Raw genomic sequence first — 15055 nt, 5'->3', positions numbered from 1 at the left:
GAAAGAGATAATAAAAAGACGATAAGTCTTCTTTGACTTCGTAAGTTGTCATTCGTTATAGTGAAATTATGGGGCAAATGCCCTGATTTTTAGAGTGAAGGGAATGGAATGAACATGCAAGGAAGAGTAAAATGGTTCAATGCAGAAAAGGGATTTGGGTTTATTGAGCGTGAAGACGGTGATGATGTGTTTGTTCATTTTTCTGCTATTCAACAAGATGGATATAAGTCATTGGAAGAAGGGCAACAAGTTGAGTTTGATATTGTAGAGGGAGCACGTGGACCGCAAGCAGCTAATGTTGTAAAACTGTAGGTATATTGTTTTTGGGAAGAGAAAGCTGCGCTTGTGGCAACGTTATATATATGGTAGAACCTCTTGTTTTTTTGCAAGGGGTTTTTGTTATAAAATGAGTTGTCAAAAAGTTGTTTCTTTTCTGTAACGAATTGTCCACAGTTATATTCGTTATTCACGATGTTAATAGGATAAAATAAAGATAGAAACGATGCATCTTTTCATTTCAACAAAAAACGATAAAAAAATCGCAATTCCACTAATTTTTTTAAAAAAGTTAGAAGGAGTTTTTAAGCCGGTGTCGAAATTATAGTACATAGGCTTGAAAGGAGGAATTCATCTATGAAATTCAACATTCGTGGTGAAAATATTGAAGTAACTCCAGCATTAAAGGAATATGTAGAGAAAAAACTAAGTAAGTTAGAGCGTTATTTTGATACATTCCCAGAGATTAAAGTTAATTTAAAAGTATACTCTGACAAGCAACGTGTCGAGGTAACAATTCCATTTACTGATTTATTACTTCGTGCAGAAGAAACTAATAGCGATATGTACGCTGCTATCGATTTAGTAGTTGATAAACTTGAGCGACAAATTCGTAAACATAAAACAAAAGTAAATCGTAAGTTACGTGAGAAAGGTTCTATGAAAACGAACTTTATCCTTCCAGAAGCAGTAGCTGTTCTGGATGAGGTAGAAGAGGATGAACTAGAACTTGTACGTACAAAACGATTCGATTTAAAACCGATGGACGTTGAAGAGGCAATCCTACAAATGGATATGCTAGGACATAATTTCTTCGTCTTCACAAATGCTGATACAAATGAAACTAACGTTGTATATGGCCGTAAAGATGGGAAATATGGTTTAATTGAAACTAAATAATAATTCAAAAGCGCAGCCGAAATGGCTGCGCTTTTTTTGCTGAAAATAGATTTTTAAAAAAAGTTTTCTCAATTTAGAACGAGACATTCGGCCGATTGTTGTCATAGTTATAAGACAAGTGTTACAATTATCATTAGGTATATACATTTTAGTTTTTTTAATTAGGAGAAAAATTGGCATAACATACATTTGATTTTTATAACGACTGATTGTAATAGAGAAAAAGAAAAACAATCGGAAGTTTTATTTTAATAAAAAGAGGAGCGTATTTCCTATGATCGGTATTTTAAAAAAGGTGTTTGATGTAAATCAACGCCAAATTAAACGTATGCAGAAAACAGTTGAGCAAATTGATGCATTAGAGTCATCTATTAAGCCATTAACTGATGAACAATTAAAAGGGAAGACGCTTGAATTTAAAGAACGTCTAACAAAAGGTGAAACAGTAGATGATCTACTACCTGAAGCTTTTGCGGTTGTTCGTGAAGCTGCGACTCGTGTTCTTGGAATGCGTCCGTATGGTGTACAGTTAATGGGTGGTATTGCCTTACATGAAGGGAATATCTCTGAGATGAAAACGGGTGAAGGTAAAACGTTAACATCTACATTACCTGTATATTTAAATGCTTTAACAGGAAAAGGTGTTCACGTTGTTACAGTCAATGAATACTTAGCACAACGTGATGCGAGCGAAATGGGACAACTTCATGAGTTCCTAGGATTAACAGTAGGAATTAATTTAAACAGTATGTCACGCGAAGAGAAACAAGAGGCTTATGCTGCTGATATTACGTATAGCACAAATAATGAGCTTGGATTCGATTACTTACGTGACAACATGGTTTTATATAAAGAGCAGTGCGTTCAACGCCCACTGCACTTTGCTATTATCGATGAAGTCGATTCTATCTTAGTCGATGAAGCGCGTACGCCACTTATTATTTCTGGACAAGCTCAAAAATCAACAGAGCTGTACATGTTTGCAAATGCATTCGTTCGTACGTTAGAAAATGAAAAAGATTATTCATTTGATGTGAAGACGAAAAATGTAATGTTAACAGAAGATGGTATTACGAAAGCGGAGAAAGCTTTCCATATTGAAAACTTATTTGATTTAAAACATGTAGCGCTTCTTCACCATATTAATCAGGCACTTCGTGCGCACGTTGTTATGCATCGTGATACAGATTATGTTGTACAAGAAGGCGAAATCGTAATTGTAGACCAATTTACTGGTCGTCTTATGAAAGGTCGTCGTTATAGCGAAGGGTTACACCAAGCTATCGAGGCAAAAGAAGGCGTAGAAATTCAAAATGAAAGTATGACGCTTGCGACAATTACATTCCAGAACTACTTCCGTATGTACGAAAAGTTATCTGGTATGACTGGTACAGCGAAAACAGAGGAAGAGGAATTCCGTAACATTTATAATATGAACGTTATCGTAATTCCAACGAACAAACCGATTATTCGTGATGACCGTGCAGATTTAATCTTCAAATCAATGGAAGGTAAATTTAATGCTGTTGTTGAGGATATTGTAAATCGTCATAAACAAGGGCAACCAGTTCTTGTCGGTACAGTTGCAATCGAAACGTCAGAACTTATTTCAAAAATGTTAACGCGTAAAGGTGTACGTCATAACATCTTAAATGCGAAAAACCATGCGCGTGAAGCGGATATCATTGCAGAAGCAGGTATAAAAGGCGCTGTAACGATTGCGACGAACATGGCAGGTCGTGGTACAGATATTAAGCTTGGAGACGATGTGAAAAACGTTGGTTTAGCCGTTATCGGTACAGAGCGTCACGAAAGTCGTCGTATTGATAACCAGTTACGTGGTCGTGCTGGTCGTCAAGGGGACCCAGGTGTTACGCAGTTCTACTTATCAATGGAAGATGAACTAATGCGTCGCTTCGGTTCTGATAATATGAAAGCGATGATGGATCGCCTTGGTATGGATGATTCTCAGCCAATCGAAAGTAAAATGGTTTCTCGTGCAGTAGAATCTGCGCAAAAACGTGTAGAAGGAAATAACTATGATGCACGTAAGCAGTTACTACAATATGATGATGTACTTCGTCAGCAACGTGAAGTTATTTACAAACAGCGTCAAGAGGTAATGGAGTCTGAGAACTTACGCGGTATTATTGAAGGTATGATGAAATCTACAGTAGAGCGTGCGGTTGCACTTCATACACAAGAGGAAATTGAAGAAGATTGGAACATTAAAGGTCTTGTTGACTACTTAAATACAAACCTTCTGCAAGAAGGAGATGTGAAAGAAGAAGAATTACGTCGCCTTGCTCCAGAGGAAATGAGCGAGCCAATTATCGCGAAATTAATAGAGCGTTACAATGACAAGGAAAAGCTTATGCCAGAAGAGCAAATGCGTGAGTTCGAAAAAGTTGTTGTATTCCGTGTTGTAGATACGAAATGGACAGAGCATATCGATGCGATGGATCACCTTCGTGAAGGTATTCATTTACGTGCTTACGGTCAAATTGATCCACTTCGTGAGTATCAAATGGAAGGGTTCGCAATGTTCGAATCAATGATTGCTTCTATTGAAGAGGAAATTTCTCGTTACATTATGAAAGCTGAAATTGAACAAAACTTAGAGCGTCAAGAAGTTGTTCAAGGTGAAGCTGTTCACCCATCTAGCGATGGCGAAGAAGCGAAGAAAAAACCAGTTGTAAAAGGTGACCAAGTGGGCCGCAACGATTTATGTAAATGTGGTAGCGGTAAAAAATATAAAAACTGCTGTGGTATCGGGAAGTAATATAGGGCGGTAGCCCAGGCTGCTTTGCAAACTTTTACATCAAAAATGTATAATTAAGAAGGATTAAACTCTCTCCGTCATAAGTGGAGAGAGTTTCCCTTGTTTTCATACGAAAGTAACAGCAATTACATAGAGGTGAAGGAAATGGAATTAGTAGAAATTAGACAGGAATTAGAGAAAATGGCTAAGAGATTAGCGGCTTTTAGGGGGTCTCTTTGACCTCCCTACTAAGGAGAAACAAATTTCAGAATTAGAAGAGAAAATGATGGGCGCAGGATTTTGGGATGATCAACAAGGCGCACAAGCTGTCATTAACGAAGCAAATGCGTTAAAAGATATGGTTGGGAGTTTCCGTCAGTTAGATGAGACATTCGAAAATTTAGAAATAACGCATGAACTTTTAAAAGAAGAGTATGATGAAGATTTACATGAGGAGCTTGAATCAGAAGTAAAAGGCTTAATTCAAGAAATGAATGAGTATGAGCTGCAGTTACTACTTAGCGATCCTTATGATAAAAATAACGCCATTTTAGAATTACACCCAGGTGCAGGTGGAACAGAGTCACAAGACTGGGGTTCTATGTTATTACGTATGTACACACGTTGGGCTGAAAAACGTGGGTTTAAAGTAGAAACTGTTGACTACTTACCAGGTGATGAAGCTGGTATTAAGAGCGTTACTTTATTAATTAAGGGTCATAACGCTTACGGTTACTTAAAAGCTGAGAAAGGTGTACATCGTCTTGTACGTATTTCACCATTCGATTCTTCAGGCCGTCGTCATACATCGTTCGTATCTTGTGAAGTTGTACCTGAATTCAATGATGAAGTTGAAATTGAAATACGTACAGAAGACTTGAAAATTGATACGTATCGTGCAAGTGGAGCGGGTGGACAGCACGTTAATACGACAGATTCAGCAGTTCGTATTACGCATACACCGACAAATACGGTTGTAACGTGTCAGTCAGAGCGTTCTCAAATTAAAAACCGTGAGCATGCGATGAAGATGTTAAAAGCGAAATTATATCAAAAGAAATTAGAAGAGCAACAAGCGGAGTTAGATGAAATTCGCGGAGAACAAAAAGAAATCGGATGGGGTAGCCAAATCCGTTCTTATGTATTCCACCCATATTCTCTTGTGAAAGACCACCGTACAAATACTGAGGTCGGTAATGTGCAAGCAGTTATGGATGGAGAAATTGATCCGTTTATTGATGCTTACTTACGTTCTCGCATCTAATAAGCTAAGTGAAAAAAAGCCAACAAAATTGTTGGCGCACGTTGAGGATATAGAGGACATAAAGAGTGCTATTTTATTTATATGGATGAAGTACAGAGGAAGAGAAGTTGGAAACGACAACTTCTCTTTTTGATGGGATTATATGTAGCATACAATGTTGTATATTGTTTTGTAAAAAGTAGAAAATAGTAAAACAGATTGGCAATAGAGTAAGGCTTTCTACAGAATTTTTCTAAATTCCCGTTCAAAAAGAATCCTTTATAGAAGTTTATAAGTTGTTCACAGAATTGAAACAACTTATAAAAGCTTTATATCATTAGGGTTCTCACTTTATTTTTGAAGAATATGAAATACACCTTAGTTTTTCTATATAAAGATAATGCTTATAATGAAAATGAGTGTGTTAGGAATGAAAAGAATATCAACAATGGGGAGCGATAGAAGTGAAAAAGAAATTATTGGCTATTGCGCTAGGAACATCAGTCGTTTTTGCTTTAGGAGCGTGTGGAAATAAAGAAGAGAGTAAGTCTTCGAACCAGTCTGCAAGTACAGACAGTGCAGAACAAATTTTCCAAAGAAGTTGTGCTGGGTGTCACGCAACAGATTTATCAGGAGCAACTGGACCTGATTTAAGAAAAGTAGGCGGGAAGTACGACGCTGCAGATATCGAAGAAATTATTAAAAAAGGTCGCGGTTCAATGTCGCCAGGACTTATTCAAGGTGAAGATGCGAAAAAAGTAGCTGAGTGGTTAGCTGAACATAAATAAAAAGGGGTAAAATGGACGAGTTGATTCATATAATCAACTCGTTTCCCTTTTTTTGGAATGTAACATAACTGTAACAAAAATGTATCCAAACTGGAAACCGTTTGATGTTACAATGAGGTTTGTAGAATTTTGCTGAAATATATTACATAGAGTAGTATTGCTTAGAAAAAGAGTATAAGTAGACTACCTTCAACAAGAGTGGTTTAAAAGAGAATAAAGGTTTAGCTTTTATTTTCAAATGTACAGAAAAGTATTTCGAAAAAAATCATTAAGTATTGGGTGATAAATAATGATAAAAATGACGAATGTTTATAAGGAGTACCCGAATGGTATGAAAGCCATTGCTGGTCTCACAGTTAACATTAAACAAGGCGAGTTTGTATACGTAGTTGGACCGAGTGGAGCCGGAAAATCTACATTTATTAAAATGATGTATCGTGAAGAGAAGCCATCTACAGGATCAATTAATGTAAATGGTCTTACTATCGAGTCATTAGCAGAAAGAGACGTTCCATATTTCCGTCGTCAATTAGGCGTGATTTTCCAAGACTTTAAATTACTACCTAAATTAACGGTATATGAGAATGTTGCGTTTGCCTTAGAAGTAATTGAAGAAGAGCCAGATGCAATTCGTGAGCGTGTAACAGAAGTGTTAGGTCTTGTAGGTCTTGAAGATCGTGCAGACGCACTTCCAAGCGAACTTTCAGGCGGGGAGCAGCAACGTGTTGCGATTGCGAGAGCAATTGTTAATAGACCAAAGGTTGTAATTGCCGATGAGCCAACAGGTAACTTAGATATTGAAACAGCTCTTGATATTATGAAGATTTTCACGCGCATTAATGAGCGTGGTACAACGATCGTTATGGCGACACATAACGCAGATATCGTAAATACAATCCGTCATCGTGTAATCGCGATTGAAGGCGGAAAAATTGTTCGAGATGAGATGGAGGGAGGATACGGATATGAAGGCTAAGACCCTTAGTCGACATTTGCGAGAAGGTGTAAAGAATCTATCACGTAACGGATGGATGACGTTTGCTTCTGTTAGTGCAGTAACAGTTACATTATTACTTGTAGGTGTCTTTTTAACAGCGATTATGAATATGAACCATTTTGCGACGAAAGTAGAGCAAGATGTAGAAATTCGTGTACACATTGATCCAGCAGCAAAAGAAGCTGACCAAAAGAAATTAGAAGATGATATGAGTAAGATTGCAAAAGTAGACTCTATTAAATATTCTTCTAAAGAAGAAGAGTTAAAACGTTTAATTAAAAGTTTAGGCGATAGCGGAAAGACATTTGAGTTATTTGAACAAGATAACCCACTTAAAAACGTATTCGTTGTAAAAGCAAAAGAACCAACAGATACAGCAACAATTGCGAAAAAGATTGAAAAAATGCAGTTTGTAAGTAATGTTCAGTACGGAAAAGGGCAAGTTGAACGATTATTTGATACTGTAAAAACTGGTCGTAACATCGGGATTGTGTTAATTGCTGGTCTTTTATTCACAGCGATGTTCTTAATCTCTAATACAATTAAAATTACAATTTATGCTCGTAGTACAGAAATCGAAATTATGAAACTTGTAGGTGCAACAAACTGGTTTATTCGTTGGCCGTTCTTATTAGAGGGATTATTCCTAGGAGTATTAGGATCAATTATTCCAATTGGCTTAATTCTAGTTACGTATAATTCGTTGCAAGGTGTGTTTAACGAAAAACTTGGCGGAACAATTTTCGAACTTCTACCATACAGTCCATTCGTATTCCAATTAGCTGGTTTACTAGTGTTAATCGGGGCTTTAATCGGTATGTGGGGAAGTGTAATGTCAATTCGTCGCTTCTTAAAAGTATAAAAAGTTGCAAACATAATTCGTACAAGCTTATCATATAGTAGAAATAGGTAAAGGCATCACACACTGTGTGATGCCTTTTGCTACACCACCTGTGTGTTTTGGAAAGGGGAATTCCGCATTGAAACGTAGAGTTGCAATTATTGGAATGGTTGTTGCATTTTTAATTGGTGCTGGCGGAATGTTTGCGGGTATGTCTTTATTTGGGGTTAATCCAGCAGAAGTAACGCAAACAATTTCGAATGGAAACGCTAGCACTGCGCAAGGGAATTTGGCAAAAATTAATGAGGCGTATGCACTAATTGATTCACGTTATGTGGAAGACGTGAAAGATGAAAAATTAGTCGAAGGTGCAATACAAGGCATGTTGTCTACGCTGAAGGACCCTTATTCCACGTATATGGATAAAGAAACGGCTAAACAGTTTAGTGAATCGCTTGATCCCGAGTTAGAAGGGATTGGGGCTGAGGTGAACAAAACGGACGGTAAGCTTATTATCGTATCTCCAATTAAAGGCTCACCAGCAGAAAAGATTGGAATTAAACCGAATGACCAAATTTTATCTGTAGATGGAAATAGTGTGAAAGATTTATCACGTGAAGAAGCAGTATTAAAGATTCGTGGTAAAAAAGGAACGACTGTTGCGATTGAAATTAAGCGTGCAGGAGTAGCTGATCCGATTGTATTTAAAATTAAGCGTGAAAAAATTCCAATCTTCACAGTGTTTAGCTCTGTGAAACAAGAGAGTGGAAAAGATATCGGTTATATGCAAATCACTTCTTTTGCTGAAAATACAGCGAAAGAATTTAAGGATCAGTTAAAAGAGTTAGAGAAGAAAAACATAAAAGGCTTAGTTATTGACGTACGTGGTAATCCAGGTGGCTACTTAAATAGTGTAGAAGAGATACTAGGAGAAATTATGACGGATAAAAAGCCGATGCTACAAGTAGAGCAAAGAAATGGTGAGAAGAAGAAATTCTCTACGGAACTAAAAGAGAGAAAGCCATATCCGATTTCAGTACTAATTGATAACGGAAGTGCTTCTGCTTCAGAGATTTTAGCGGGTGCGCTAAAAGAGGGAGAAGGATACGATTTAATTGGTGAAAAAACGTTTGGCAAAGGTACTGTTCAGCAAGCTGTTCCATTTAAAGATGGCAGCAACATCAAATTAACGATGTTCAAATGGTTAACACCGGATGGAAACTGGATTCATAAAAAAGGAATCAAGCCAACTGTAGAAGTGAAACAACCAGATTATTATCATGCGACACCAATTCAAATTGAAAAGACACTTTCATACAATGCAAATGATGTACAAGTAAAACATGCCCAAGAAATGCTTAAGAGTTTAGGGTATGTACCAGGACGTGAAGATGGCTACTTTAGTAAAGAGACAGAATCAGCACTGAAAGCATTCCAAAATGCGAATAAGATGGAAGCGACAGGACAGCTCGATAAAAAGACAGCTGAGGCGATTCAAACGAAAATTATTGAAAAAATCCGTTCTGGAGAAAATGATCTACAATTACAGTCAGCATTAAAATTAATGGCGAAGTAAAGTGAAACTTTAATCAGTGGGGAGCTTCATCCCCCACTGATTATTAGTTGAACCAATCGGACTTTTATGGACAGTTGACTCCCCACCTAAATTCTTTGTTTTCGCTGAATTTTGAGGTGGGAGGCTTACTGCCCATTAAAGTGGGATAAAAAGAAATACAGGCAGTTTGCTGCCTGTATTTTTTTGTGTTAAACAAACGTTTGTCCAGTTATGATAATATAAAAAGAAAGAATGATATAAATGGTGGTGAATGGGTTCGTGGAGGCATGGATTTTTGAAATAATGCGGGCAGTTGGACGTTTTTTCTTACACCCTGCTGTCTATGTATTTTTAATAAGTAGTATCTTCGTTGGATACTTACGTATGTTACGAGAACGAAAAGATTTTTCTTTTAAAGTTTATGATATTTGGTTTGAACTGCGAACATCTTTATTGGCGGGAGTTAAATACGGATTAATCGTATCTATCATTACGATTGGGCTCGGACTTGTTGTTTCTAAGGCGAGCTTATGGGCCATTTTACTTTGGACGTTACTATTTGGATTAACTGCTATGTATCGATATTTATCAGCGGCTTATACGTTTAGTATCGCGATTGTATGTGTTCTATTATCTTCTAAGCTACCAGTTTCTTTCTTACAGCTTGGAGAAGGTGAAGAGAATACAATCGTATCCCTTGCTATTTTGCTAGGCATCATGCTCGTTGTAGAGGGCTTGTTGATTTCTAAAAATGCAGTAGGATATTCGACGCCGAAGATTAGGAAGGGTAAGCGCGGATTAAAGATTGGTTTACACGAATCAAAGCGTTTATGGATCATTCCTATTTTTATTCTTGTACCAGGTGACGCAGTAACGCAGTTTATTTCATGGTGGCCTGTCGTTTCAATCGGTTCACATACATATTCTCTATTCCTCGTTCCATTTTTAATTGGATTTATGAGAAGGATTAGAAGTTATGAGCCGACGGAAGCTTTATTATTTACAGGAAGACGTGTGTACGGATTAGCAGGACTTGTGCTTGTTTTAGGAATCGCAAGTTATTGGTGGCACGTACTTGCCATTATTGCAATGGGCGTTGCAATGCTTGGACGTTTTACAATTTCCATGCAAGAGAAAATTGCGGATGAAACAAGACCAGCGTACTTCGCTGCACGTAATGATGGACTCGTTGTACTAGATACAATTCCAAATACAATTGGAGCAGAGCTGAATTTACTGCCTGGAGAAATGATTACGAAAGTAAATGGAGTCATTCCAAGAAGTGCTGAGGAATTTTATGATGCGCTTCAAACGAAGACGACAGGAGCATTTTGTAAGTTAGAAGTTTTAGATACAAATGGAGAACTTCGCCTTGCTCAAACGGCATTATACGCTGGTGGACATCACGAATTAGGTATTGTGTTTGTTCAGCAGGAGCATGAGTGGGATTCGGAAGCGATGTAATAGAAGAAAAGGTATCACCTTGTGGTGATGCCTTTTTTTGTGTAAGCAGGGCGGTAGTTATAGTACATGAAATTTATATCGGCGATTTTGCAAATATATCAGCGCAACTTGAAATATATCGGCGATTTTGCAAATATATCAGCGCAACTCGAAATATATCGGCGATTATTCGAATATATCGACTTTCCGGCCAAAAACGACAACTATCGCAAAGCTTATTTTCAGTTTCATAGACGGATAACTTGAATAATTATTTGATAATGGTTATCATTTAGGGAGTCTTTTTAATTTTGGAAAATGGAGGTAAGATATGCTGCGTAAATTTTTTTCTTACTATAAACCGTATAAAGGTTTATTTATACTCGACTTTTCTTGTGCGGTCGTCGCAGGATTATTAGAACTCGGCTTCCCGCTTATCGTAAATCAATTTATTGATAAGTTATTGCCAGGGCAAAACTGGACGCTTATTTTATGGGCTTGTTTCGGTTTACTCGCAGTTTATATGTTAAATGCAGGCTTACAATATGTCGTTACATATTGGGGACATATGCTTGGTGTTAACATTGAAACAGATATGAGGCAGAAATTATTTGATCATATTCAAAAGCTATCATTTAGATTTTTTGATAATAATAAAACAGGTCATTTAATTTCACGCCTTACAAACGATTTAATGGAAATTGGGGAAATTGCTCATCATGGACCAGAAGATTTATTTATCGCCGTAATGACTTTAGTTGGGGCATTTTCATTTATGATGATGATCAACTGGAAGTTAGCGCTATTAACGTTCTTCGTTATTCCATTCTTATTATGGTTGGCACTTTACTTCAATAAAAAAATGACAGGTACATTTAGACGTTTATTCTCAGATGTTGCTGATTTCAATGCATGTATTGAGAACAACGTTGGTGGTATTCGCGTTGTACAAGCATTCGGAAATGAAAAGTTTGAGAAAGAGCAATTTGCTGTTAACAACGCTCGTTTCCGTACAACGAAATTAATGGCGTATAAAATTATGGCGCTAAATTCGTCAATTAGTTATATGCTTATGCGTCTCGTAACGCTCTTCGTCTTAATATGCGGTACGTGGTTTGTTCTGCAAGGAGAATTAACGTACGGTGGATTTATCGGATTCGTTCTATTAACGAATATTTTCTTCCGTCCAATTGAAAAAATTAATGCGGTAATCGAAAGCTATCCGAAAGGGATCGCCGGTTTTAAAAGGTATGTAGAGCTTCTTGAAACAGAGCCAGATATTGTGGACTCTAAAGATGCAATGGAAGTAAAACATGTACATGGTGATATTCAATATAACAACATTACATTCGGATATGAAAACAAAGAACCGATTTTAAATGACATTAGTTTAAAAATACACGCAGGTGAAACGGTTGCGTTCGTTGGGCCATCTGGAGCTGGAAAAACGACGTTATGTAGTTTATTACCACGCTTTTATGAGCAATCATCTGGATCGATTCAAATTGATGGTATTGATACGAAAGACATGACGTTATCTTCACTCCGTAAGCAAATTGGAATCGTGCAGCAAGATGTGTTCTTATTCTCAGGAACGATTCGTGAAAACATTGCTTACGGAAATTTAAAGGCATCAGAAGCTGATATTTGGCAGGCGGTAAAGAGAGCTCAGTTAGAGGATTTAATTTACTCGCAGCCAGACGGTTTAGATACAGTTATCGGTGAGCGCGGCGTGAAACTTTCAGGCGGACAGAAGCAACGTCTAGCTATTGCTCGTATGTTCTTAAAAAATCCGCCAATTTTAATACTAGATGAAGCAACTTCCGCACTAGATACAGAGACGGAACTTGCGATTCAAAAATCACTTGCTGAACTATCTGTCGGCCGTACAACATTAGTTATCGCTCATAGGCTTGCAACGATTAAAAATGCAGATCGAATCGTCGTTGTAAATAAAGATGGTATTGCAGAACAAGGTTCACATGATGAATTAATTGAACAAGGCGGAGGATACAGCAGGTTATACGAAGCGCAGTTTAGTTCGTAAATATAATTTTTGCCGAATTAGCGCACCATAAGTAAGTGGAAATCTTATATGGGAGGCTATACGGTATGATTGTAACAACAACTTCTACAATTCAAGGGAAAGAAATTATTGATTATGTCGATATCGTGAATGGAGAAGCGATTATGGGGGCGAATATCGTTCGTGACCTTTTTGCTTCTGTCCGTGACGTTGTCGGTGGTCGCTCAGGCGCTTACGAAAGCAAATTGAAAGAAGCACGTGACATTGCAATGGAAGAGATGAAAACTCTCGCAAGGCAAAAAAATGCGAATGCCATCGTTGGTATCGATGTGGATTATGAAGTCGTTCGCGAAGGAATGCTAATGGTTGCTGTGAGCGGGACTGCTGTCCGTATCTGAAGTAAAAAGCCGTGCTGATGCACGGCTTTTTGTATGCTATGTCGAAGATTCAATATTTCTTGGGAAATGCGGCAGGTCCCGTCGATATATAGGGAAGACATTAGAGCGCTTCTTTACATTTCCGGATTTGAACTAATAATGTTTCGTATTCTTGTTCGAGAGATGTGATGTCATCGTGATGATTTTGTATGGAAATTCGGCCGATGATTTCTGTTAATTTTGTTTGTAATCGTAACAATTCTTGTTCAGTAACATTTACAGAATCCTCGGTTGTTCTCTTGGTGTATTGCTCATAATTGCCGTGGAATACTCTAGGTTCACTCTCGTCTACTTTTAGAATATGGTCTGCCACAGAGCGAATAAAGGCACGGTCATGGCTAATGAAAAGTATAGTGCCAGGATATTCTTGTAACATGCTTTCTAATTCTTCTTGCGTCGCTAAGTCTAAATAGTTTGTCGGTTCATCGAGCAGAAGCATATTATAGTTTCCTAAAAATACTTTTGCGAGTGCAACCTTCATTCGCTCACCCCCGCTTAGAACGTGCACAGGCTTATGAACATCTTCACGGCGGAATAGAAGCCTTGCAAGTATTGTGCGAACGAACGATTCTGTATAATTTGTTTCTTCTAGAACATTTTCTAAAATGGTTTTATCTGTTTTTAAAATGGATAGTGTTTGTTCGAAGTATCCAATTTTACAACTTTTCGAAAGCTGCATGCCACGCTCATTTGCGAGAAGCATGTTGAACAAAGTCGTTTTTCCACTTCCGTTTGCGCCTAAAATAGCAAGCTTTGCACCTGGAGCAATAGTTCCATTCAGATTTTTAAATAGTGTACGATTACCTATTTTCTTTGTGGCTTTATTGAACTGTACTGCCACTTTACTATGAATAGGTGTATGGTATTGTACGTCAAACTGAGCTTGAGAAAGATCCTTTGGCTTTTCCTTCTTTTCTAGTTTTTCGAGACGTGTTTCTAATGCTTTCGCTACTTTACTAACCTGTTCTTGGCCATGAGCCCCACTTAATTTATAAAGTTTAGATTCAGATGAACTGAACCGTGTTGGGATTTTTGTCATGCTAGAAGCACGTTGCTTTTTTTGTAAAATGGACTGCTCTAAACGATTTTTTTCTTGTACATATTGCTCATATTCTGCTTGTTTTTGTATTCGTTCACGTTCTTTTTGCTTGCGATAGTTTGAATAATTACCTTTATACTCTTGAATCGTACCATCTTCGATTTCGATGATTTTTGTACATATCGCATCTAAAAAGTCACGATCATGTGATATTAAAACAAGTGCCCCTTTATAAGATAAAAGTGCCTTTTCTAATTGTTCTGTACCGGCCATATCTAAGTGGCTTGTTGGTTCATCAGCGAATAAAATGCCTGCATTCTGTTCAAGAGCGTGGGCAATCTTTAGACGCATTCGTTCACCGCCGCTCATTGAATTTGAAACGTTTGAAATGCTCCATTTTCCTTTTGCGAGAGAAGAAGTGGTTTCCGGTACTTCCTCGCTAAGCTGAGGAATGATGCTGATAGAACTATGATGAGTTACTATGCCTTTGTCAGCTTCTATTTCTTTACTTAATATTTGTAATAACGTAGATTTACCAGCACCGTTGACTCCGACAATTCCTATGCGATCCTGTGATTGAATTTCCAGTGATGGTAACGTAAATAGTGTACGATCACCAAAGCCCTTTTCAATATTACGTGCGAATAAAATAGTCATAAAAAAACCTCCCTAGTTTCACTAGAGAGGATAAACGTCGCCCTTGCATGTAAAAATCGTACATAAATAAACGATTTTTCACATGATCGTTT

The 15055-nt window shown here is 37.5% G+C and carries 12 protein-coding genes; 11 read left to right on the top strand and 1 reads right to left on the bottom strand.

Going from position 1 to position 15055, the window contains the following annotated elements; genetic code table 11:
- The first annotated feature begins 114 nt into the window (after positions 1-114).
- The 11 genes from cspC to PQF83_RS17600 all read left to right on the top strand — a co-directional run bounded on the left by cspC (position 115) and on the right by PQF83_RS17600 (position 13228).
- A complete protein-coding gene (gene cspC, locus PQF83_RS17650; RefSeq protein WP_001162041.1) occupies positions 115-312 on the top strand; it encodes a cold shock protein CspC in 198 nt (65 codons plus the stop codon).
- A 321-nt stretch (positions 313-633) separates the two neighbouring features.
- Positions 634-1176, top strand: a complete 543-nt coding sequence (hpf, locus tag PQF83_RS17645; protein ID WP_000671190.1) for a ribosome hibernation-promoting factor, HPF/YfiA family — start codon at positions 634-636, stop codon at positions 1174-1176.
- Positions 1177-1450: 274 nt separating this feature from the next.
- Positions 1451-3958, top strand: a complete 2508-nt coding sequence (gene secA / locus PQF83_RS17640) for a preprotein translocase subunit SecA (RefSeq protein ID WP_000579381.1) — start codon at positions 1451-1453, stop codon at positions 3956-3958.
- Positions 3959-4102: 144 nt separating this feature from the next.
- A protein-coding gene (gene prfB, locus PQF83_RS17635) for a peptide chain release factor 2 (protein WP_096001580.1) occupies positions 4103-5201 on the top strand; the annotation gives its coding sequence in 2 pieces (ribosomal slippage) (positions 4103-4174 and positions 4176-5201; 1098 coding nt in all).
- Positions 5202-5644: 443 nt separating this feature from the next.
- Positions 5645-5968, top strand: coding sequence for a cytochrome c551 (gene cccB / locus PQF83_RS17630; RefSeq protein WP_000727972.1), 324 nt, complete (start codon positions 5645-5647; stop codon positions 5966-5968).
- Positions 5969-6257: 289 nt separating this feature from the next.
- On the top strand, positions 6258-6944 hold the full coding sequence (gene ftsE / locus PQF83_RS17625) for a cell division ATP-binding protein FtsE (RefSeq protein WP_000594318.1): 687 nt from the start codon (positions 6258-6260) through the stop codon (positions 6942-6944).
- On the top strand, positions 6934-7827 hold the full coding sequence (gene ftsX / locus PQF83_RS17620) for a permease-like cell division protein FtsX (protein ID WP_000645019.1): 894 nt from the start codon (positions 6934-6936) through the stop codon (positions 7825-7827). The genes ftsE and ftsX overlap by 11 nt, the downstream gene beginning before the upstream one ends.
- Before the next feature lie 118 nt (positions 7828-7945).
- Entirely contained in the window at positions 7946-9382 is a 1437-nt protein-coding gene (locus PQF83_RS17615; RefSeq protein ID WP_000830290.1) for a S41 family peptidase, read from the top strand.
- A gap of 240 nt (positions 9383-9622) precedes the next feature.
- A complete protein-coding gene (locus PQF83_RS17610; protein WP_033671838.1) occupies positions 9623-10825 on the top strand; it encodes a PDZ domain-containing protein in 1203 nt (400 codons plus the stop codon).
- Positions 10826-11135: 310 nt separating this feature from the next.
- Entirely contained in the window at positions 11136-12851 is a 1716-nt protein-coding gene (locus PQF83_RS17605; protein WP_000944618.1) for an ABC transporter ATP-binding protein, read from the top strand.
- A 65-nt stretch (positions 12852-12916) separates the two neighbouring features.
- Entirely contained in the window at positions 12917-13228 is a 312-nt protein-coding gene (locus tag PQF83_RS17600) for a YbjQ family protein (RefSeq protein WP_000637521.1), read from the top strand.
- Between the two features lie 100 nt (positions 13229-13328).
- On the opposite strand, the gene abc-f is transcribed toward PQF83_RS17600, so the two are convergent.
- On the bottom strand, positions 13329-14963 hold the full coding sequence (abc-f, locus tag PQF83_RS17595) for a ribosomal protection-like ABC-F family protein (protein ID WP_000153739.1): 1635 nt from the start codon (positions 14961-14963) through the stop codon (positions 13329-13331).
- Between the last annotated feature and the right edge of the window lie 92 nt (positions 14964-15055).

This window comes from Bacillus sp. FF-1 (assembly GCF_028548245.1).
GTDB lineage: Bacteria > Bacillota > Bacilli > Bacillales > Bacillaceae_G > Bacillus_A > Bacillus_A paranthracis.
Note: the sequence above shows the minus strand (reverse complement) of the source record. Positions and strands in the feature narration are given on the sequence as shown.